The following is a 22,016-nucleotide window of genomic DNA, read 5'->3' as shown; positions in this document are numbered from 1 at the left end:
TATGAAACACCAGTAAAATTTAACTGTACAAAAAAACAAGGTAAAAGGTTATTTATCCATATTATTTAACAGGAGATAAGCGAATGAACAACCAAACTTTGACTGCACAATATGAAATGGATTTTTCTTATAATCCACTCCCTTTTTTCAGTGATATGGATGACAGCCTTAAATTCAATAAAAAACTAGACTTAAATCTTTATTGTATCAAACGTCCAAAGCAAACCTGTTTTATTCATGTAACCAACCCAAACATGCTAGCTTGGGGAATTGAAAGTGGAGATATGCTAGTCGTTGAAAAAAATGACGTTCTTTATTCAGGTGATCTTGTTGTACTAGAAGAAAATAACGAATTTCATGTCTATGAATTTATGGCGCATAGCGGCAATTACCTTTTCATGGCATTGGATTCCACTACACCAAATATAAATACAAAAGATTGGTCGAATTTACCTATTGTCGGCACCGTGACCAATACGATTCATCAAATGAAACGTCGCGATAAAATGAAATGGGCAGCATAGTTAAAAGCAAATAAAAAAGTGCGGTGAAAATCAACCGCACTTCTATCTAGTATCTAGATTATATTTCAATTAATTACTCGTCACTTTACGTCTAGCAATAACTGCATCAGAAAGTTGTTTAAGAAGAATTTCAGAATCTTCCCATCCAATGCAAGCATCTGTAATACTTTGTCCGTAAGTCTGCGCTTTGCCATCAACTAAATCTTGACGGCCTTCCACTAAATGACTTTCCACCATTACGCCAAAGATTTGTTTAGAACCAGATGCAATCTGATTACATACGTCTTGGCAAACATCCATTTGTTTTTTAAATTGTTTACAGCTATTTGCATGGCTGAAATCAATCATTACATGAGGGATTCGACCAGATTTCTCAATATCAGCACAAACTTTTGCCACATCTTCAGCATTGAAGTTTGGCCCTTTATCTCCGCCGCGTAAAATAATATGGCAATCTTCATTCCCTTTTGTAGAAACAATTGCTGAATGACCAAATTTAGTGACAGATAAGAAATAATGAGGTGCTTCTGCTGCGCCAATTGCATCTAAAGCGACTTTCACTCCCCCATTGGTTGCATTTTTAAATCCAACAGCACAAGATAAACCTGAAGCTAACTCACGGTGAACTTGTGATTCAGTCGTGCGAGCACCAATTGCGCCCCAGCTCATAAAATCTGCAACATATTGTGGTGTGATCATATCTAAAAATTCGCCAGCAGATGGCACACCTAAATCATTAATATCAGAAAGTAATTTTCGTGCAATGCGTAAACCATCATTTAAACGATAAGTATCATTTAAATACGGATCGTTAATTAAACCTTTCCAGCCCACAGTTGTACGTGGTTTCTCAAAATACACACGCATAATAATTTCAAGGCTATCTTTATATTTTTCACGTAATGGTTTTAAACGGTTTGCATACTCAATCGCTGCTTTAGGATCATGAATAGAGCAAGGACCGATAATCACTAATAAACGATCATCTTTACCATGAATAATATTATGTGCCTCATGACGAGTTTGCTTCACTAATGCCGCAGCATGTTCACTAGCTGGGTATTTTTCTAATAAGGCAATGGGTAGTAACACCTGATCAACTTTTTCAATTCGCGTATCGTCGTTTGCCACGACAATCTCAATTTTCTCTTTAGCCATATATCACTCTCAAACTTTCAAATGTTGTGTTTTAATTATGTAGGTAATCTACATCTATTTTTTGCACTAGTAAACTAGTTCATTATATTTTTTAGAATAAAACCTACATATTCTCTATTAAACTATCTTTGGCGCATGCTTGCAAGCCGAAGAAAGTGAAATATTAAGTGAATAAAAGACAAAAAATACCGCACTTTCATGCGGTATTCACAAAATTAATGGCTACTTAATACTTGGGCTGGTTGTAATTTAGCGGCCCTACTTGCTGGATAAAGACTAGCAATTAAACTCAATGCAAGCGCTGCAACTAAAACCATCAAAACATCCAACCAATGTAACTCACTGGGCAAGAAATCAACAAAATACACATCGCCTGATAATAATTTCTTACCGATAACCCACTCAATGCCTTGAATAAAGGTTGTAAGATTTAATGCAAGTATAATGCCTAACACAATACCAATTAAGCAACCTTTCATTCCTGCCTGTAAGCCATACCAAATAAAAATACGTTTAATGAACGCATTATTCGCCCCAAGCGTACGCATAATAGCTATATCGCCCTGCTTATCTTTTACCGCCATAATCAGCGTAGAAACAATATTAAAACATGCCACCCCAATCACGAGCACCATCGCGATGTACATCACTGTTCTAATAAGTTGAATATCGCGATACATATAACCAAATTTACCAATCCAGTTTTGAATATAAAGCATCTGTGGATAGTCATTAAGCATAGACAAATCCAGATTTTTCACAGAAAAAGGATCGTCTAATTTCAATTCAACACCTGTTATTTGATCAGGTTTATAAGTCAAAAATTCTTGTGCTTGAGCAAGCGGCAATAAGGCATAACTGTAATCAAGTTGCCCATCTAAACGTAAAATTGCAGTGATTTGCACGCGTTCACGAGTTGGTTGAGCAAGTTGTTCATCGCCGTTTTGCTGAGAAATAAGTAAAGTAACCCAATCACCTGCTTTTACATCGAGTTCTCTAGCAATGCCCGATCCCAAGACTAATCCACCTTCTTTACCAAATTTATCCCAGCCTTGCTCTTGTACGAAATTACCAAGAGAGCTCACTCGATCTTCTTCTTGTTTTTCAATGCCCTTCACCTGAACTACTTTCAATTTCGAGCCATTTTCTACCAATGCAGTAAAACTAACAAAAGGGGAAATACCTTTAATTTGGGCATTTTGTTGTAAGCGTTTTTCCAAATTTTGCCAATGGTGAATGGTTGGATCCGTCGCATTGGGCGCAGATAAAATCTCAGCATGGGGAACCACAGCAAGAATTCGTTGATTAAGCTCACGCTCAAAACCATTCATCGCGCTTAAGCCAACAATTAAAACTGCAACACCCAGCGCGATACCGATAGCTGAAAATTTTGCAATTAACGCAACTAAAGGATTTTTCAGCTTGCCACGTTGATAACGCCAACTAATGAAAAAAGGCGTATTCATTATTCACCTTCCTTCAAAATACCATCTTGCATAACTAAACGGCGTGATAATTTTTCAGCAAGTCCCATATCGTGAGTAACTAATAAAAAAGCGATATTTTGCTCTTGGTTAAGTTGTTGAATAAGTTCAAAAATGCTTTCTGTGGTCTTGTGATCGAGATTCCCTGTTGGCTCATCCGCTAAAACTAACGATGGATTATTCACTAAAGCACGCGCAATCGCCACACGCTGACGTTCCCCACCAGAAAGCGCAGAAGGGCGATGCGTAATTCTATGGCTTAATCCCACCGCACTTAGCATTTTTTCGGCACGATCTTTTGCTTCTGTTTTATTTTGATGACCAATCAACATCGGCATCATCACATTTTCAAGTGCGGTAAAGTCCGCCATTAAATGATGGAATTGATACACAAATCCTAAATAACGATTACGCAAAGCAGCTAATTCATTAGCCGATGCTTTTTGCAAAGATTGTCCATTAATAAACACTTCTCCGCTACTTGGCTGGTCAAGTCCCCCTAAAGTGTGCAATAACGTACTTTTCCCTGAACCTGAACTCCCCACGATCGCAACCAACTCTGCGGGTTCCATAGAAAAAGAAACGCCTTTTAATACTTGCGTTTGATTTTCACCTTCCTGATAAAATTTATTGATGTTTTCGCATTTTAATAAATAGTTATTCATTTTTTACTCGTTTTAACCGCACTTTAGCGGCAGCTCATCTCATTAAAAACTTGGCGAGTCTATCACACTTTTCCCTGAGCTTAAATTTCAATGCGCCCAAAGTATTCAAATCCTGTTTCAGGAAAATATTTTTTAAGATAACCCTTTAAATAACCTTGTGTCTCTTGACTAATGATCGGATCGTATTCTGGATAACCGTTATACATCACGCTTAACACTGACACACCATGAGAACGACAAGCGTCCAAACTTAATAATGTATGGTTTATGCTGCCTAATTTTCCCGATGTCACTAAAATCAAAGGGTAATTGTTTGAGTGGATATAATCTAACGTAGTTTCCTCTTCGCAATAAGGCACCATTAATCCACCCGCTCCCTCCAACAATACATAATCATATTTTTCTGCCAAAAGTGCGGTAGATTTTTCAATAATTTTTTCATTAATTTCTCGCCCCTCGAGCTTTGCCGCTAAATGAGGAGAACAAGGATATTCAAAAAGATAAGGGCAGGTTTCGCCTTGTAAATCTTCTTCTGTCAAATCAATGCCTTGAATATTTCGATGTACAAGCAAATCATCAGCAATATTTTTACAGCCTGTTTGAATCATTTTTTGTGTAATAACGGAAAAGCCTTGTTCCATCAACTTTTTAGCATAAATGCCTGTTGCAACTGTTTTACCTACATCGGTATCAATGCCCGATACAAAAATAACCTTGCCCATAAATACGCCTTACTAATTTCCAGCACCAGAATAACGTGCGATAAAAAACAATGGATGATAAGTTAACCGCACTTTACCCGATGGCAACCTAAAAGCCTGTAAGTAATCATCAATAAATTTATTGAGATTTTTTCTTGTCCAATTTTTCTGGTTAGTCGCTGTTACACCGGTATATTTCAGATGTTTGAGTACATCCAATGGCGTATCAAAGTCTAGTATTACATTAAAATCGTCACACCATAAAAGCTCAAAATCATTGGCTAACCAATTTTGCCATTGAGATAAATTCGGATAACTTAACCCCACATTCGTCACTTGGCGAATCTCCTTTAAATTATCTTCACCAAAGGTCGTCATCGCCAATAAACCATTAGGTTTCAATCCTGTTTTACAATGGGAAATAAAATTGTCAGGATGATGGAACCACTGCACCGATGACGCACTTGCAATCAAGTCAAATTGTCGTGAAAAAGGAAAGTTTTCCGCATCGCCACAAGAAAAATAAAAGGGTTGAATCAGCTTTTCAGCGAGTAGAGAGTGCACATCGCACAAATCATTAAATAACCAATAGTTGGCTGAAATCTGTTTCTGCAACAACGTACTCAACATACCAGAACCGCAACCTAGTTCCAAAACGCTATCTAATGACCCATTTGGTAAATAGTCTTGCAAATGCATCATTAACTTAATATTCATTTTTTGTTGAATTAATGCATGTTCATCATAGCTATTTAAGGCTTTTTGGAAGGCGTGTTGAATCCGCGATTTATCTACGGAAGTTAATGATTCCATAATTCCGACCAGTGGGTAAATCTTGAAAACACATAATGCTCACCCTCTATTTCCTGAACGGCACAACGCGATGCCCAATATTGGTGTTGATTAGCTGGCATAAAAATTTTATCGCGAGAACTAACCCATGCATTTGTCCAGTGAATAAGATCTGTGCGTTTATCCTGCTGAATCATCGCAAAAAGTGCGATGAGTTCTCGATGAATTTCGTTAAATGACCGTGCAGAAAATTGTTGATAACGTTCAAAAGATACTTTGTCACCACAGATTCTACGTTCAAACTTTGAACGAGTATTTTCTGTAAGATTATCTAGCGTACCTTTAAAAACAGCGTAAGGAATACCAAAGCTATCATCGCAAGGTAAACCTGTGCCATTCACTGCTGTTGCAGATTGTAAGGTGATTCCTTGTAATACTCGTTCTGCTACCCAAACACCCATCGACCATGCCACTACACGAATTTGCTGATAGGCAGAAAAATCAAAATCTAACGTCAAATCTTGATAATTGTAGCAAATTAATAAATTGTGATTTGTTGGCAAAATCAAATGAGCCACAGCATCAAGAGGTGTCCCCCAGCCAGCAAAATAAACTATTAAATGCTCACCTTGATGATCATAAAATTTTGTTTTCACATTATTTCCTTATAAGCATGCCACAAACTGTTTTACTTCATCCATTGTCATATCTGCCGTTAAAGACAATCGTATTCTGGATGTACCTTTTGGTACTGTCGGTGGTCTAATCGGCAAGCAATAATAACCTTGCTCTTGCAGATCTTTCGCCTTGGCAAGAGTTTTTTCGTTCTCACCTAAAATATAGGGAACGATGCAAGTTTGGCTTGGCATTATTTGCGTTCTATGATCCACTTCTTGGCGTAAAAATGCACTTAACTGCTCAAGATGCGTTCTTTCTTTTGAGAATTGTGGTAATCGTTCAAAAATAAAATGACTCCAGGCCACATTAAACGGCGGAAGTGCGGTTGAAAAAATCAATGGGCGCATTTGATTAATCAAACACTCTTTTAATATTTGATCACAGACGACATAAGCCCCCATTGAAGCTAAGGCTTTGCCAAAAGTGCCAACCAATAAATCTATATCAGCTATCACATTAGCTCGTTCGGCAATACCTAATCCGTTTTTACCGTAAACGCCTATTGCATGGGCTTCATCCACATAAAGATAAGTATTGGGAAACTGTTTTTTCAGTTGCACAAGATGTTTTAAATCAGCTACATCGCCATCCATACTGAAAACTGATTCCGTAACAATAAAAGTGCGGTCAAATTTTCCAGCATTTTTTTCGAGCAGATTTTTTAGATGTTCATAATCATTATGACGATAACGAAAGAACTCACATTGACTTAAACGAATACCATCAATCATACTGGCATGCACTAATTTATCTGCCAAAATTAAACTTTTTGTTGTCGTCAACGCCGGTAAAATACCAAGATTGGCGTGATAGCCACTATTAAATAATAAAGCACTTTCTCGTTGGAAACGTTGAGCAATAAGCTGTTCGAGATCGGTATAAATAGGAAAATTTCCCGTTAATAAACGAGACGATGAACTGGTAAAAGAAGGAAAATTATCACCATATTGCTGTAAAAAAGACTGGCGCAAATTTTCATTTGATGCCAAACCTAAATAATCATTAGATGACATATTCAACATTTTGCGATTTTCTCGCGTAATATATCGTCCTTGATGAACTAAGTCTGGAATTAAACGATATTGATTTTGTGCCCTAAGCTGTTCCAGTTGCTGTTTGAAAGCATCCATTTTTTATCCTAATGTTCATATTCCTGCGTTAAAGCCAGAATCATGCCTTCCGTTAATTTCTGAAGTTCATCATCTTTAATCACAAATGGTGGCATAACATAAACCAATTTTCCGAAAGGTCGAATCCAAACACCTTGTTCCACAAAACGTGGGACTAAAGTTTTCATATTTACCGCATTTTTCATTTCAACCACCCCAATCGCCCCTAATACACGAACTTCTTTGACATAATCTTTTTCAGCTAAAGGCGAAAGCTGTTGTTTTAAGGAATGCTCAATTCGCTGAATATTTTGCTGCCAAGGACTTTCCAATAATAAACGGATAGATTCTGCCGCAATTGCACAGGCCAACGGATTTGCCATAAAAGTGGGCCCGTGCATAAAGCATTTAGCCTCACCGTTACAAATAGTTTGCGCAATTTCAGTGGTCGTAATGGTTGCAGATAAAGTTAAATAACCACCTGTTAAGGCTTTACCGATACACATAATATCTGGCGAAATCCCAGCATGCTCGGCAGCAAATAATTTTCCTGTGCGGCCAAAACCTGTAGCAATTTCATCAAAAATTAGCAATACACCATATTGTTTACAAAGCGCTTGCGCTTTCACTAAATAAGTTGGCGAATAAAAATACATACCGCCCGCACCTTGCACAACAGGCTCTAAAATAAGTGCGGCGATTTCGCTACCTTTTTTCTTAAGTAAATCAGCTAAAGGTTCCATCACACAATCATTCCAAGATTCATTAAATGGAATGTTGGGTTGAGGAAGAAAATATTGTACAGGCAGGCTATGATGAAATAAATGATGCATCCCTGTGGTTGGATCACACACTGACATCGCATTCCAAGTATCACCATGATAACCCGAACGGATGGTGGCGAATTTTTGTCGTTGCACTTCCCCTTTAGCGTGCTGATATTGAATAGCCATTTTCATCGCTACTTCCACAGCAACAGAACCACTATCAGCAAAAAAGATCTTGTCTAATCCATTTGGCAAAATTTGTACCAATAATTTAGCTAATTCCACCGCGGGTTCATGGGTAAAACCGCCAAACATAATATGGCTCATTTTTGCCAACTGATTCTGTGCAGCTACATTTAAACGAGGGTGATTATAACCATGCAACGCTGCCCACCAAGAAGACATGCCATCAATTAAACGACGACCATCTTTTAAGGTTATCATCACGCCATCAGCACGTTCTACCGCATAAAGCGGCATATCAGAAGAAACTGAAGAATAAGGATGCCAAATATGTTGTGTATCAAAAGTTAAAAGTGATTGTTCATCCATCATTCATTTACCATTAAAAACTTATTCGTATCGCAAGGCAGCGGCAGGTTCTACTTTTGCTGCTCGATAAGCGGGGTAAAGGGTAGAAAGTAAAGAAAGTAACAAGGAAAATCCAATAACCAAAATTATTTGAATAAATGACAATTCTGTCGGTAAAAAAACACCTTGTGGATTTACCGCACTTACAATGTCTGTTAAGTTCAAGGTGACTAAAACACCTAAAATAGCACCGAGCAATGTGCCAACAAATCCCACCAGTAGTCCTTGATAAATGAACACTGAACGCACTTGGGATTTTGTTAAGCCCTGAGTTTGCAAGATCGCAATTTCCCCTTGTTTATCCACCACCATTAAACTTAATGAAGTCACGATATTGGAAATCGCCACGACAATGATCAAACTAATCAGCAATCCCATCATATTTTTTTCCATTCTCACTGCTTGGAAAAATTCACCTTTTTGGACACGCCAATCCGTGATTTTTTGTGTTGGGAAATGTTGTGGGAGTTCTGTAATTTGGAACGGATCATTCAAAAATAAACGATAGCCCTGAGCTTGCTGCGGTTGAATACGCATTAAGCGACCAATATCTGTAATATTAGCAAAGGCTTCATAACCCGATGCTTCGCCATAATCATAATAAATATCACTAACCGTAAATAAACGCTGCATTGGCACGCGACCGAATGGTGTATATTGGCTATTTTCCGTAATCATCAAACGGATTTTATCCCCAACATTCACGCCCAATTTTTGCGCCAGTTGATCACCAATGACCAGTTTAAATTCCCCACTAGGCAAAATTTCATTAAATTTAGTCTGATCAAAAGATTCAACCAAAGGATCATCAGAAAATGATTGAATACCAATGATTTGTCCTGCACTCACGCCTTTTGTCGTTTGATAAATCACATTTGTTGTATTGATCGGCACGGCTTTTTGGACAAAGTGCGGTAAATTTTCTAATGTTTTTTCTGTAGAAATGGGCTGTTCTTCACTCACAATCGCATGAGGAATGGAAGATAGCACCTGTTGTTTTTGGTAACCTTCTAATCCATTCATCACAGAAAGCACGATAATCAATGCCATCACACCTAGCACAATCCCTAGGCTTGCAAGATTAGTCACTAATCGGCCAAAACGATCCGCACTTTTCGCACGCCAATAACGTAGCGCAATATAAAGAGAAATAGGAAAATTCATTATTTTTGATTTAATTGTTGTACAAATTCTTCGATGTTTTGCATTACTTTGCCAACTAATGTTGTCACTGCACTATCACTCGCCCAAGCAATATGCGGGGTGATAATTAAATTAGGCATAGTTTTTGCAGCTAAAATTAACAGATTATCTTTTTCTGGCGGCTCTTTTACCATTACATCCAAAGCTGCTCCACCTAAATGCCCCGTTTTTAACGCATCAACTAATGCAAGTTCATCAATCAAAGGCCCACGCCCTGTATTAATCAAAAATGCACCTTTTTTCATTTTGGATAAGGTGTCTGCATTAATTAAATTCTTGGTTGTTTCGGTTAATGGACAATGCAACGTCACAATATCCGCTTGTTTTAATACTTCATCAAAGGGTGTATAACCTTCGCGGCAAACAGTGGCATCTTTATGTTCCGCATAAAGCACTTCCATACCCACTGCATTAGCCAAACGCCCCACTTCTGTCCCTAAGCAACCTTTACCAAATACGCCCAATGTCGAACCGAGCACATCTGTAATAGAGTAATCAAAATAACAAAATTGTTTACTTTCCGCCCATTTTGCTTCCGTTTGATCGCGTAACCAACCAGCTAAACTATGTTTTAAAGCGAAAATTAATCCCATGACATGTTCTGGTACTGTCGTACTAGAATAACCTGTCACATTACGCACAGTAATGCCCATTTCTTCTGCAGCCACAAGATCAACATTATTTGTACCAGTTGCGGTAATCGCAATCAACTTTAACTTAGGTAATTGTTTTAATGTTTCTCGATCAAAAATAACTTTGCTCGTAATAACAATATCAGCATCTTTCGCTCGTTCAATCGTTTCTGCAGAAGATGTATGCTCATATTCAATCCAAGTATGCGCAAAACTTGGACGAGGAATAGGGATATGTTTCGGGATAGCTGTACTATCTAAAAAGACGATATTCATTGTTTCTCCTTTTATATACAAAGTGCGGTCAAAATTAACCGCACTTTTGTTTAAATATTTTCTTAGATAGAAGTATCCAATTCTGGGAAAGATTTTACTAAATCATCAATCGCCTTCATTTGAGAAACAAAGCCTTCAAGAGCTGAAAGTGGTAAAGCTGATGGGCCATCACATTTCGCTTGATTTGGATTTGGATGCGCTTCTAAGAATAAACCTGCAATGCCTACAGCTAAACCTGAACGCGCTAATTCAGTGACTTGTGCGCGACGGCCACCTGATGCAGCACCAAACGGATCACGGCATTGAAGTGAATGGGTTACATCAAAAATAACAGGGCTACCTTTAGATGCTTTTTTCATTACGCTAAAGCCAAGCATATCCACGATTAAGTTATCATAGCCAAAGTTTGTTCCACGATCACAAAGAATGATTTTATCATTACCGCATTCTTCGATTTTTTCCACAATATTACCCATTTGACCCGGGCTTAAAAATTGTGGTTTTTTCACATTAATCACAGTGCCTGTTCTTGCCATCGCTTCAACGAGATCTGTTTGGCGCGCCAAAAAGGCTGGAAGTTGAATAATATCGACAACATCTGCAACAGGCTGACATTGATAGATTTCGTGTACATCAGTAATAATTTTTACCCCAAAAGTCTCTTTCAATTCTTGGAAAATTTTTAAGCCTTCTTCCATGCCTGGTCCACGGTAAGAATGAATAGACGAACGATTTGCTTTGTCAAAAGAAGCCTTAAACACATAAGGCACATCTAGTTTTTCTGTCACTTTCACATAAGCTTCACAGACTTGCATTGCCATATCACGACTTTCAAGTACATTCATTCCGCCAAAAAGCACGAAAGGTTTGTCGTTTGCAACATTAATATTGCCGATTTTTACAATTTTATTTTGCATAAATTTTCCTTAAATCAATGGAGGGCAAAAGAGTCTTTATCAATCTCGCCCTTAAGTTCTAAAAGTTGAGTTCGGATTAAAGCCGCAGTTGGGTCTTCCGGACAACGTTCCACAAAAAATTCTAAATCTTTCAATGCTGAAGGGTAAGCGCCCATCTGAGCTAAAACTAAACCGCGATCACGGATGTGATAAGGATCTTCATCATTGCCAATCAATAAATTCTCAATATAACGGTATGCCATGTCGTTATGCTCTTCGCGGATGAGCGCATTCTTCGCCAATTGCTCAAAACGAGAATAAAGTAAAGAAAGATCGGCTCTATCAAGTTCTTCAGGTTGAATTTGCACACCAAAGCCAAATGCCCCTTCATAAAGTTGCTGTAATTTTTCTTGCGATATATAAGTACCATCCCAAGGATCAATAAAAGCCACTTCATCTCTTACTTCGGCACGTAAAATAAGCTGTGTTGAGAAATTGACAGGGTAAATTGGTAAATCTAATACGTCAGCTAAATAAAGCACTATCGCCCCAAGAGTCACTGGCATACCTTGACGATGTTGAAACACATAAGGCAAATATAAATTGCGAGCATAAAAATAATCTTCTGGATCGCAATGAAAGCCCCAATCACCATAAAATAGCTGTAGTAACTGATGAATCTGCTCTTCTTTCGGCCAATCTGGCGAAATTTCTTTACGCGCTCGACGTACAAGCCCGCCAATTTTTCCCCGAAGTTGCGCTTCTGATGTGCCATCATCTGAGATGGTATTATAAAAATGCACAAATTGATCGTATAACGCACGTCGATAATATTTCATTACTTCTTCCAAAAACCTAAAGTGACGCGCTCATTGTCGCCATAATCACGCACGGTTTCAACCATTTTCCAATGATTTTCTAGGAAAATTGACCGCACTTTTTCGCCTTGTTGCCATCCGTGTTCAAGCAATAATGCCCCATTAGAATTCAAATAATTCGGTGCTAATTCAATAATATGACGTAAATCAGCATAACCGGCATCATTGGCAACTAATGCAGAAAGCGGTTCAAAACGCACATCGCCTTGACGTAAATGTTCATCTTGCGCATCAATATAAGGCGGATTGCTGACAATAAGATCAAACTTCTCTGTTATATTTTCAAACCAACGGCTCTGTAAAAATTTTACATTTAGCTTATTTCTTTCCGCATTAGATTGGGCTAACGCCACAACATCAGGCATAAGATCAACACCAGTGATTTCTAATGAAATTAGTCGTTTTTGACAAATAGAGGAAAACTCCGATGCTAATGCTAACGCGATAGCGCCTGTACCTGTGCCAAGATCAAGAATACGAAAGTGCGGTGGATTTTCTTCCAGTTTTTCTAACGCAATTTGTAATGCCTTTTCCACTAAAATTTCGGTATCTGGTCTTGGAATCAAGGTGCCTTTTGAGACATTTAATGGCAACGACCAAAATTCTTTTTCGCCAAGAATATAAGCGATAGGTTCGCCTTTTAGACGACGATCTAAAAGTGCGGTCAATTTTAACCGCACTTTTTCATCAATCTCGGTATCATCAAAAGCAAGGATTTGCGTACGCGATTTGCCAGTAGCATGTTGAAGAAGCACAAGCGCATCAATTTTACTATTTTCAGTAGGATTTTTTTGTGCTAAATCCGCCATTGCTTGTGCCAGCCATTCTTTATAATTCATTATTTTTCGTCTTTTAACACAATCGTGCCAGCCACTAAATCCGTTAAAGAACGACGATCATCACGCACAAGTGCAACAATACCGCTAATAATCAATAAGAAACTCGTCCACGCCAATAAAATATCTATAATCTCACGGCCAATGTATTTACCAAATTCAACGGGCTGATTGGTATGATAATTAAATACGCGCAAGCCTAACCAGCGTTTTGCCATTGTTTGGCCATAAGTTTTCATGAAATATAACTGAAAACCAGCATATACAATCGTCCCCACTACACCGGCAAAATCCCCCAATGCAAAACCGAGACCAACCATCACCCAAAGCACAAGCCCATTAATCATACTCGCAAGCCAACGTTTAAAACGGCTTGCTTGAGCGGGTTGAGAAGGCTTGAAAGCAGAAGAAAATTCAGCATCTTTTTGATTTTCAATGATCATTTTATTTCCCTGTAAAGTTAAAAAGGACATCTGAAATCAGATGTCCCTATCATTAATTCTGTTCAGACAATGCAGCCAACTGATCCGCTTGATATTCGGTAATAATCGGCTGAATCAGTTCATCAATTTTACCATTCATCACTTCATCCAAACGGTAAATAGTGAGATTGATACGGTGATCGGTTACTCGACCTTGCGGATAATTATATGTACGAATTTTATCAGAACGATCGCCAGAACCTAATAAGTTACGGCGCATATCTGTTTGTTCTGCAGCTTGGCGTTCTTGCTCTGCTTGAACAATACGTGACGCTAATACCGACATTGCTTTCGCTTTATTTTTGTGCTGTGAACGCTCATCCTGACATTCCACCACAATACCTGTTGGAATATGTGTAATACGCACCGCAGAATCCGTTGTATTTACGTGCTGACCACCCGCACCAGATGAACGATAGGTATCAATTCGTAAATCTGCTGGATTAATTTCTGGCATTTCAGATTCTGGCAATTCTGGCATTACCGCGACGGTACAAGCAGAAGTGTGGATACGCCCTTGCGATTCAGTTTTTGGTACACGTTGCACACGATGACCGCCAGACTCAAACTTTAACTGACCATACACACTTTCGCCAGTGACTTTAACAATCACCTCTTTATAACCACCTTGCTCACTTTCGTTAGCACTGAGCATTTCAACACGCCAGCGTTTACTTTCAGCATAACGGCTGTACATACGGAATAAATCACCGGCAAAAATACCCGCTTCATCACCGCCTGTTCCCGCACGGATTTCTAAATAGCAGTTATATTCATCGTTAGGATCTTTCGGCAGTAAAAGAATTTGAAGTTGTTGTTCCACTTCTTCAATTTCCGCTTTGGATTCTTCGATTTCCATTTGCGCCATTTCTTTCATTTCAGGATCGTCGAGCAATATTTCAGCTTCTTCAATATTTTGATTTAATTGCGTCCAACGATTAAAACATTTCACCACTTCTTCAAGTTGAGAATATTCTTTAGAATACGCACGGAATTTATCCTGATCACTAATTACAGAAACATCGCCCAATAAGGCTTCTAGCTCTTCATAACGTTCTTTTAAACTTTCTAATTTTGCAATAATGGAATCTTTCATCATTTGTAAGTCACCGAAAATAAAATCGTCGTATTCTAGCCGATTTTAGGGAAAATTGACAGTGTCAAAAGTGCGGTTAAAAATCGCCGCTCTTTAAATACGCGTCACATCAAATTTACTTAAATCAATACGATCTTCTGTGCCATAAAAAATAGCAAGGGCATGGCGTAACATTTCAGCTCGTTTTGGTAAACCTTTTTCCGCATAGATTTTCACTTGTTCATACACGGCTTGTTTAAAAGGCTGTGTATCGCCCGGATTACCATTCAAATTATCCGCACTGGCAAAATAACGAAAACCTGCCGCCGTTGCCAAAATCCACTCTAATGCTTGAGGTTTCACTTCCACCTTTTCAAAATCACGCTGGCGTTCTTCAGAACGGCCATCCGGCTCATACCAATAACCAAAATCTTCTAGTTTACGACGTTCTTTGCCTGCCACTAACCAATGGGCAATTTCGTGCAATGCACTGCTGTAAAAGCCTCGCGCAAAATAAATCGCGTTATAAGGCACTTCATCATTTGCGGGTAAATAAATCGGTTCATCACCGCCTTTGACTAAGCGAGTGTTGTATTCTTCTTCAAAACATTGATTAAAAATCGCTATAATATCTTCTAATTTATGTTCCATGGTATCGACTCCTAAAAAACCGCGAGATTATATCACCAGAGGCTCATTTGTTCTTGTTTATTTTCTTCAGGTAAATTGACATGTAACCCAATCAAACGAATCGCTCGCCCTTTTGCTCGCATAAAAATTTGAGGAAGTAATTGTTGAAAACTCTCCAAAGAAAGTGGCAACCCTGTTTTCTCCAAAGTAGTTACTTGAAAATCTTCAAATTTAAGCTTTACGCCAATTTTACGGAATGAAGATAACGGTATATTACGGCTAACACGTTCAAGGCGACGAATTAACTCGTCATAAAGATTATTCAATAAGGCTGAAGCTTGCTCAATTGTGTGAATGTTTTCAACCAAAGTTTGTTCTACGCCAACTGATTTACGTTCACGATGGGCTTGTACTTCACGATCATCAATGCCGTGGCTAAAATCCCAAATACGTTTACCCGCTTTACCAAATTGGTTTAATAAGACGATTTGATCAAAGTTTTGAATGTCAGCACAAGTTTCTAATCCCATATCGAGTAATCGTTGTGATGTTACTTTACCCACACCAGGAATTTTATTTAAAGATAAGGTTTTAATAAATTCACTGACTTCGTTCGGCTTAATCACAAATTGCCCATTAGGTTTATTCATATCCGAGGCGATTTTGGCAAGGAATTTTAAAGGCGCCACACCTGCCGAGGCAGTTAAATTCAACTCATCAAAAATTGCTTGGCGGATTTCTTGTGCGATCCAAGTCGCTGAGCCTGAACATTTTTGACAGTGCGTGACATCTAAATAAGCTTCATCTAAAGAAAGTGGTTCAATAATATCAGTGTAACGCTGGAAGATTTGATGAATTTGTGCCGAAACCTGTTTATACAAAGCCATATTCACAGGCACAAGAATGAGATTAGGACACTTTTTTATGGCTTGAGCCGTTGGCATTGCACTATGCAAACCAAATTTTCTCGCCTCATAATTACAAGTTGTTAATACACCACGTTGACGAGAAGAACCACCTACAGCAACAGGCTTTCCCAGCAAATTAGGATTTTCACGAATCTCAATTGATGCGTAAAAACAATCCATATCAATGTGAATAATTTTTTTATCTTGTAGCATAAAAAAAGTGCGGTTAAATTTTATTTAGTATAACCGCACTTTAATCACTGTTCAAGCATACATACTTAATTATCAGAAACCACTTTCTTATCTTTAAACATGACTGAACGTTCAATTTTATAAACATGAATTGGTTCTTGCGTATTCATAAAAATTGAACGGTATTTTTCATCAATTTGAGCAAATGGAATTTGTAAATTAATTGTCAGTGTCTTACCTGGCAATAAGGTATTTTCTAATTCTATTTGCATATCTTGGCTATGTACAACTTGACGATTATGTACATACACGCTCAGCCATTGAATATTTTGAATTGGGAATTCACTTTTATTCGTAATGGTATATTTAAAGCGAGAAAGCGCCTGACCATCCTCACCTACCACAATATCTCTATCGCCAACATCAATAGAAATCGTATAGTTAACATACTTAGGGTAGCTTTTTTCTGCTGTTGCAGTTTTTTCTACACTTTTCGTTTTTTCCTTTGAAACATTTTCTTTTGCAAAAGCAGAAGAAATTGAACAACTAGCTGCAAACAAAGCTAGCACTAAATATTTAAAAAATGACATTATTTTTTCTCCTATAAAAAACGCCGAAATTTTATCCTAACTCACGCATTTAATAAATACCGCTCTTTTTCTTCTGCTTGTTTTTTGTTAGACTAGCGCATAATTTTGGGGCTGATTCTGGATTCGACGGGATTAGCGAAGCCCAAGGTGCACGTCGAGGTGCGGTAGGCCTCGTAAATAAACCGCAAAAAAATAGTCGCAAACGACGAACAATACGCTTTAGCAGCTTAATAACCTGTTCATAGCCTTCGCTCCCCAGCTTCCGCTCGTAAGACGGGGATAAAGCGGAGTCAAACCAAAACGAGATCGTGTGGGAGCCGCCGTTTGAGGATCGAAGCACTAAATTGAATCAAACTAGCTTAAGTTTAGCGTGTCTGTCCGCATGCTTAAGTGAAATTAAAGACGAGACTAAACGTGTAGTACTGAAGGTAGAGTAATTTCGGACGCGGGTTCAACTCCCGCCAGCTCCACCACCCTTTTATTTTTCCTCTTCTAAGTTTTCAATAAAAGCAATAATTTAGTTTTTATTATTTTTCTACTCACCTTAATTTTAGTAACCGTTACCTTGTTATTACCTAGCACATTATTGGCGGAATTAGTCATATTCGTTACTCGATGAGATATGAAATAATAAAGAGAGATTTTATGACCAGAATTAACCTTGTTCCCCCAGCGGAACTTTGCGATCAACATCTATTAGCGGAACATCGCGAGCTAACACGGATTCCAAATGCGGTTGCAAAAGGAAAATTTAGTTTAAAAGGGCAGCCTGAAGATTATAAATTAGGCGAAGGACACGTACGATTTTTCTTTAATAAACTTGCGTTTTTAAAGCAACGTTACGACTTATTGCATGAAGAGTGTCTTGCTCGTGGTTTCAATGTACAATATTTTTGGGCAGAGGAGCTACCTGATGATCCTAATCTTTGGCAAAATTATTTGCCCACAGAAAATGCTTTAGCATTAAACCGTGAGCGAATTGCATTGCGTATGCCTGTAAAGGCACGATTTACCGCAAGAAAATAAAGCCAAGAAAGGGCTGTAGCCCCCCATTATTTTGGATGAAATATAATCAGCGCCCACACCGACCATTGTAGTCTCTATAGTGCGGTAGCCTTCTGTATCATTTGGGAGAAATTGCCAATGATGGATAAACTACTCTAGCTATTTTAGGCTATTTTTGCTAAGTTGAGCAATCACTTCACCTATTTAATTTTTCTAAAGTATTGATTTTATCTAATCATTAACAAATTCTCGGCAATGGTTCATTTGTTGGTAAATCTAACAATCGACTTTGTCCAAAAATGCCCACTAAACGCACTTTTTTATCGGTTGTCACTTCACCAATCACAGCCGCATTTTCACCTAATGGATGACGACGAAGTGCGGTCAAAATTTCTGATGTTTTTTCAGATGAAGCAACGATAACCAATTTCCCTTCATTAGCGAAGTTTAATGCCTCAAGACCAAGTAATTCACAAATTCCGCGCACTTCTTGGCGAATTGGCAAGGCTTGTTCATCAACATTAATGCCCAACTGTTGGGCCTGTGCAAATTCATGCAAAACAGCATTGACACCACCACGGGTCGCATCTCGAACTGCTTTCACACCATCTACTTTGCGTAAATTTTCAATCAATGGATAAAGCACTGCGCAATCACTGTGAAGATCCGTTTGGATACCCAGTTTTTCACGTAAATTTAAGATTGTTGCGCCATGATCCCCAATGGTGCCACTAACAATAATTTTATCGCCTGCTTGAATTCGATGAACACCCCAATCCAAATTTTGAGGAATAACACCAATTCCACTGGTATTGATAAAAATCTTATCCACTGCGCCTTTTTGTACCACTTTTGTATCGCCAGTAACAACCTGAATGCCCGCAGCTTTTGCGGTTTCTGCCATTGATTGAATAATTGCTTTAAGATCCGCAAGTGGCAATCCTTCTTCCAAAATAAAGCCACAGGATAAATATTTTGGTATCGCACCGCATACAGACACATCATTTGCCGTGCCGCACACCGCTAATTTCCCGATATTGCCACCAGGAAAAAAAATGGGATCAATCACAAAACTATCCGTGCTAAATGACAGTGTTTCGCCTTGCTTTGCTAATTCTGTTAATGGAATTCTTGCCTGATCTTCCCCTTGCGCCAAAATAGGATTTGCAAAGGCTTCAACAAAATAATCTTGGATCAATTTCTGCATGGCTGCACCGCCATTACCGTGCGCCATAGTGATAAATTCACTCATTTTATTCTCTCCGATATTGATAATAGGCTGCACATGCGCCTTCGGAAGAAACCATTAATGCGCCATAAGCATTATCAGGATTACAACCTGTGCCAAACAATGGGCAATCAGATGGTTTACAACGCCCAGTCAAGACATCGCCACAACGAGAATTAGGATCATCCGCCACCTGTTGCGCTTGGCTTTGGAAATAAATTTCGGCATCAAATTCACGATAAGCCTCCGTCAATTCCACGCCAGATTGTTCAATTTCCCCCAAACCACGCCATTCACTGCTTGCTTTAAGCTGGAATACTTCTTGCATTGAGCGTTGGGCTAAAGCATTCCCGTGGTCATCAACAATGCGTTTATATTGATTTTCAATTTCACAACGGCCATCAACAAATTGTTGCACTAACATTACAATTGCCTGCAAAATATCTAAAGGTTCAAAACCTGTAATCACAAAAGGTTTGTGATATTTATCGACAATTCCTTGATAAGGCGATGAACCAATCACCATACTCACATGCCCTGGCGCAAGAAAACCATCAATTTTGACTTGATCTTGAGCCAGCAAGCTATGTAACGTTGGAATAATTGTGATGTTTTGGCAAACAATCCAGAAATTTTTTGTTCCTAGTTTTTTGGCTTGTTGAAGCGTCACTGCTGTGCTCGGCATCGTCGTTTCAAATCCTAAGGAAAAAAAGACGACTTTTTTATTCGGATTATTTTGTGCAATATTCAATGCATCCAAAGGTGAATACACAATGCGAACATCTGCGCCTTTCGCTTTTGCTTCTAAAAGCGAACCTTTGCGACCTTTCACCCGCATTGCATCTCCAAAAGTACAGAAAATGACATCAGGTTTGAGCGCAATTTCAATACAAACATCAATACGCCCCATAGGAAGCACACAGACAGGGCAACCAGGACCATGAATAAATTCGATACTTTTTGGCAATAGACGATCCAATCCAAATTTAAAAATCGTATGGGTATGCCCGCCACATACTTCCATTAAATACAATGGATTCTGCGCCGTAAAGTGCGGCATTTTTTCCATCAATTTTTCAAGTTGCGCCACTAAACTACGGGCAAGTTCAGGATCGCGAAATTCATCAACAAATCGCATCGATTATCCTTGTTTACGTTGTTGTTCTAGCCAATTTAACCACTCACTGAGACCTTGTTCAGTGGTAGCGGAAAGTTGAATCACTTCAATATTGGGATTCACACGTTTTGCATTGGCAATGCATTGTTCTACATCAAATTTCAAATAAGGTAATAAATCCACTTTATTTAAAATCATCAAACTTGATGCGGCAAACATGTGAGGATATTTTAGTGGTTTATCTTCGCCTTCTGTCACAGATAAAATCACCACTTTCGCTTTTTCACCAAGATCAAATTCAGATGGACAAACTAAATTTCCCACATTTTCGATAAACATAATGCTGTCAGCTTGCGGTCTTAATTTCACCATTGCTTCGCTAATCATCTGTGCATCTAAATGACAACCTTTGCCTGTATTCACTTGAATAGCCGGCACGCCAGTAGCACGAATACGATCTGCATCATTTTCAGTTTGTTGATCGCCTTCAATGACATAACAAGTGCGGTCATTTTTGAGGGCATTTAGCGTCGTCGTTAAAAGTGTGGTTTTGCCTGAACCCGGACTTGATACAAGATTTAAAGCTAAAATATGTTGTTTAGCAAAGAATGCTCGGTTGTGATCCGCGAGTTGATTATTTTTTCCAAGAACATCTTGTTCGATTTTTAACAAACGTTTTTGAGTATCGTCTGCATCGACTGGTTTATTGAAATGAAATGTTGAATGTGAAAAGTTTGGCGTACCTGATTGATGACTTCCTTGATCATCATGAGTATGAGGCAATTCACCAATACGGACTTGCTCTGGATGTCCGCAGCCACAGGTTGTACACATAAATCCTCCGTTTTAATGTGCTTATTTGGGCTGAGGTTTCAAACTGACTTTCAACAGAAATAATGTTTAAAACACTCAAAACCCTTAGATTTGTCAACAAATTTGCAATAAGCATAGCACAATCAAAATTCGGCTTTTTGATGAAGATCATAAACTGATAATTTCTGTGGCTAATTCGTTAATAAATCCATGATGATGGGATGAAATCAAAATGGGTAAGGAAAGTTCACGCAAAAGTGCGGTCAATTTTTCAGTATTTTTTCGATCTAATCCATTGGTGGGTTCATCTAATAATAAGATTTTTGGTTGCATCGCTAAGACACCCGCAAGTGCGGTGAAATTTTTCTCACCACCAGATAAAGTATGCACCATACGATCTTTTAAACGTGTGATGCCAAGACGTTCTAATTGCTGTTCTGCAATATGATACGCCTGCTCTCTGGGCACATTTTGGTTTAATGGTCCAAAGGCAATATCATCCAATACTGTTGGGCCAAAAAGTTGATCATCGGCATTTTGAAAACAAATACCAATCGTGCCACGAAATAGCGCAAAATCTTTTTCTTCACGACACACTTTGCCAAATAGTTTAATTTCACCTTTGGTTACGGGAACAAATCCCAACAAAGCAAGAAGTAACGTCGTTTTTCCTGAGCCAATTTCTCCTTGTACAAAAAGACGTTTTTGACCTTCCAAGGTAAAACTCAAATCTTGAATAATCGCTCTACCATTGCGTTCTATATAAAGATTATTTACAGCTAACAT

The 22,016-nt window shown here is 38.5% G+C and carries 24 protein-coding genes and 1 other RNA gene; 3 read left to right on the top strand and 22 right to left on the bottom strand.

Features of this window, described 5'->3' with window-relative positions:
* The first annotated feature begins 83 nt into the window (after positions 1 to 83).
* Positions 84 to 524, top strand: a complete 441-nt coding sequence (locus tag A8M50_RS04260) for a LexA family protein (protein WP_005637956.1) — start codon at positions 84 to 86, stop codon at positions 522 to 524.
* Between the two features lie 69 nt (positions 525 to 593).
* Here the strand turns inward: A8M50_RS04260 and aroG are convergent, their stop codons facing one another.
* From aroG to A8M50_RS04170, 18 genes are all read right to left on the bottom strand, one after another.
* The gene (gene aroG, locus A8M50_RS04255; protein WP_005644801.1) at positions 594 to 1,682 is read right to left on the bottom strand and encodes a 3-deoxy-7-phosphoheptulonate synthase AroG; all 1,089 of its coding nucleotides are present in this window, start codon (positions 1,680 to 1,682) and stop codon (positions 594 to 596) included.
* 215 nt (positions 1,683 to 1,897) lie between these two features.
* A complete protein-coding gene (gene lolE / locus A8M50_RS04250) occupies positions 1,898 to 3,148 on the bottom strand; it encodes a lipoprotein-releasing ABC transporter permease subunit LolE (RefSeq protein ID WP_005644722.1) in 1,251 nt (416 codons plus the stop codon).
* Positions 3,148 to 3,831 (bottom strand): lipoprotein-releasing ABC transporter ATP-binding protein LolD, encoded by a 684-nt coding sequence (lolD, locus tag A8M50_RS04245; protein ID WP_005637962.1) that lies wholly within the window; start codon positions 3,829 to 3,831, stop codon positions 3,148 to 3,150. Before lolD ends, lolE begins: the two co-directional genes overlap by 1 nt.
* Positions 3,832 to 3,911: 80 nt before the next feature.
* Positions 3,912 to 4,553, bottom strand: a complete 642-nt coding sequence (gene bioD / locus A8M50_RS04240; RefSeq protein ID WP_005637965.1) for a dethiobiotin synthase — start codon at positions 4,551 to 4,553, stop codon at positions 3,912 to 3,914.
* Between the two features lie 12 nt (positions 4,554 to 4,565).
* Complete coding sequence (gene bioC, locus A8M50_RS04235; protein WP_005637966.1) at positions 4,566 to 5,345, bottom strand: malonyl-ACP O-methyltransferase BioC; 780 nt, start codon at positions 5,343 to 5,345, stop codon at positions 4,566 to 4,568.
* Positions 5,333 to 5,980, bottom strand: coding sequence for a DUF452 family protein (locus tag A8M50_RS04230; RefSeq protein ID WP_005637968.1), 648 nt, complete (start codon positions 5,978 to 5,980; stop codon positions 5,333 to 5,335). Before A8M50_RS04230 ends, bioC begins: the two co-directional genes overlap by 13 nt.
* A gap of 9 nt (positions 5,981 to 5,989) precedes the next feature.
* Complete coding sequence (bioF, locus tag A8M50_RS04225; protein ID WP_005637971.1) at positions 5,990 to 7,132, bottom strand: 8-amino-7-oxononanoate synthase; 1,143 nt, start codon at positions 7,130 to 7,132, stop codon at positions 5,990 to 5,992.
* Between the two features lie 8 nt (positions 7,133 to 7,140).
* Positions 7,141 to 8,430 (bottom strand): adenosylmethionine--8-amino-7-oxononanoate transaminase, encoded by a 1,290-nt coding sequence (gene bioA / locus A8M50_RS04220; RefSeq protein ID WP_005637972.1) that lies wholly within the window; start codon positions 8,428 to 8,430, stop codon positions 7,141 to 7,143.
* 21 nt (positions 8,431 to 8,451) lie between these two features.
* The gene (locus tag A8M50_RS04215; RefSeq protein WP_005637974.1) at positions 8,452 to 9,633 is read right to left on the bottom strand and encodes a lipoprotein-releasing ABC transporter permease subunit; all 1,182 of its coding nucleotides are present in this window, start codon (positions 9,631 to 9,633) and stop codon (positions 8,452 to 8,454) included.
* Positions 9,633 to 10,580, bottom strand: a complete 948-nt coding sequence (locus A8M50_RS04210; protein ID WP_005644916.1) for a 2-hydroxyacid dehydrogenase — start codon at positions 10,578 to 10,580, stop codon at positions 9,633 to 9,635. Before A8M50_RS04210 ends, A8M50_RS04215 begins: the two co-directional genes overlap by 1 nt.
* Positions 10,581 to 10,642: 62 nt before the next feature.
* Positions 10,643 to 11,497 carry a 3-deoxy-8-phosphooctulonate synthase gene (kdsA, locus tag A8M50_RS04205; protein ID WP_005644760.1) on the bottom strand — a complete coding sequence of 285 codons (855 nt, stop codon included), beginning with the start codon at positions 11,495 to 11,497 and terminating at the stop codon, positions 10,643 to 10,645.
* Positions 11,498 to 11,511: 14 nt separating this feature from the next.
* Positions 11,512 to 12,315 (bottom strand): SirB1 family protein, encoded by an 804-nt coding sequence (locus tag A8M50_RS04200; RefSeq protein WP_005644708.1) that lies wholly within the window; start codon positions 12,313 to 12,315, stop codon positions 11,512 to 11,514.
* Positions 12,315 to 13,193 (bottom strand): peptide chain release factor N(5)-glutamine methyltransferase, encoded by an 879-nt coding sequence (gene prmC / locus A8M50_RS04195; RefSeq protein ID WP_005645045.1) that lies wholly within the window; start codon positions 13,191 to 13,193, stop codon positions 12,315 to 12,317. The genes A8M50_RS04200 and prmC overlap by 1 nt, the downstream gene beginning before the upstream one ends.
* Positions 13,193 to 13,633, bottom strand: coding sequence for an RDD family protein (locus tag A8M50_RS04190; protein ID WP_005644900.1), 441 nt, complete (start codon positions 13,631 to 13,633; stop codon positions 13,193 to 13,195). The genes prmC and A8M50_RS04190 overlap by 1 nt, the downstream gene beginning before the upstream one ends.
* A 52-nt stretch (positions 13,634 to 13,685) precedes the next feature.
* A complete protein-coding gene (gene prfA / locus A8M50_RS04185; protein WP_032826510.1) occupies positions 13,686 to 14,768 on the bottom strand; it encodes a peptide chain release factor 1 in 1,083 nt (360 codons plus the stop codon).
* A 93-nt stretch (positions 14,769 to 14,861) separates the two neighbouring features.
* On the bottom strand, positions 14,862 to 15,398 hold the full coding sequence (locus A8M50_RS04180) for an elongation factor P hydroxylase (protein ID WP_005645011.1): 537 nt from the start codon (positions 15,396 to 15,398) through the stop codon (positions 14,862 to 14,864).
* A gap of 32 nt (positions 15,399 to 15,430) precedes the next feature.
* Positions 15,431 to 16,498, bottom strand: coding sequence for a DNA polymerase IV (gene dinB, locus A8M50_RS04175; RefSeq protein ID WP_005644933.1), 1,068 nt, complete (start codon positions 16,496 to 16,498; stop codon positions 15,431 to 15,433).
* Positions 16,499 to 16,563: 65 nt separating this feature from the next.
* Positions 16,564 to 17,067, bottom strand: a complete 504-nt coding sequence (locus tag A8M50_RS04170) for a hypothetical protein (RefSeq protein ID WP_005644687.1) — start codon at positions 17,065 to 17,067, stop codon at positions 16,564 to 16,566.
* A gap of 107 nt (positions 17,068 to 17,174) precedes the next feature.
* On the opposite strand from A8M50_RS04170, the gene ssrA reads away from it, so the two are divergent.
* Positions 17,175 to 17,540, top strand: a transfer-messenger RNA (tmRNA) gene (gene ssrA / locus A8M50_RS04165).
* Between the two features lie 172 nt (positions 17,541 to 17,712).
* Complete coding sequence (locus tag A8M50_RS04160) at positions 17,713 to 18,093, top strand: pyrimidine dimer DNA glycosylase/endonuclease V (protein ID WP_005638006.1); 381 nt, start codon at positions 17,713 to 17,715, stop codon at positions 18,091 to 18,093.
* Between the two features lie 217 nt (positions 18,094 to 18,310).
* Here the strand turns inward: A8M50_RS04160 and hypE are convergent, their stop codons facing one another.
* The 4 genes from hypE to A8M50_RS04135 form a co-directional block, all read right to left on the bottom strand.
* Entirely contained in the window at positions 18,311 to 19,324 is a 1,014-nt protein-coding gene (gene hypE, locus A8M50_RS04150; protein WP_005644812.1) for a hydrogenase expression/formation protein HypE, read from the bottom strand.
* A gap of 1 nt (position 19,325) precedes the next feature.
* Positions 19,326 to 20,438 (bottom strand): hydrogenase formation protein HypD, encoded by a 1,113-nt coding sequence (gene hypD / locus A8M50_RS04145; protein ID WP_005644830.1) that lies wholly within the window; start codon positions 20,436 to 20,438, stop codon positions 19,326 to 19,328.
* Between the two features lie 3 nt (positions 20,439 to 20,441).
* Positions 20,442 to 21,251: a hydrogenase nickel incorporation protein HypB gene (gene hypB, locus A8M50_RS04140; RefSeq protein WP_005645020.1), complete on the bottom strand. Its 810-nt coding sequence runs from the start codon at positions 21,249 to 21,251 to the stop codon at positions 20,442 to 20,444.
* 147 nt (positions 21,252 to 21,398) lie between these two features.
* On the bottom strand, positions 21,399 to 22,016 hold the full coding sequence (locus tag A8M50_RS04135; protein ID WP_005644874.1) for an energy-coupling factor ABC transporter ATP-binding protein: 618 nt from the start codon (positions 22,014 to 22,016) through the stop codon (positions 21,399 to 21,401).

The sequence above is a fragment of the Haemophilus haemolyticus genome (assembly GCF_001679045.1).
Lineage (GTDB): Bacteria > Pseudomonadota > Gammaproteobacteria > Enterobacterales > Pasteurellaceae > Haemophilus > Haemophilus haemolyticus.
Note: the sequence above shows the minus strand (reverse complement) of the source record. Positions and strands in the feature narration are given on the sequence as shown.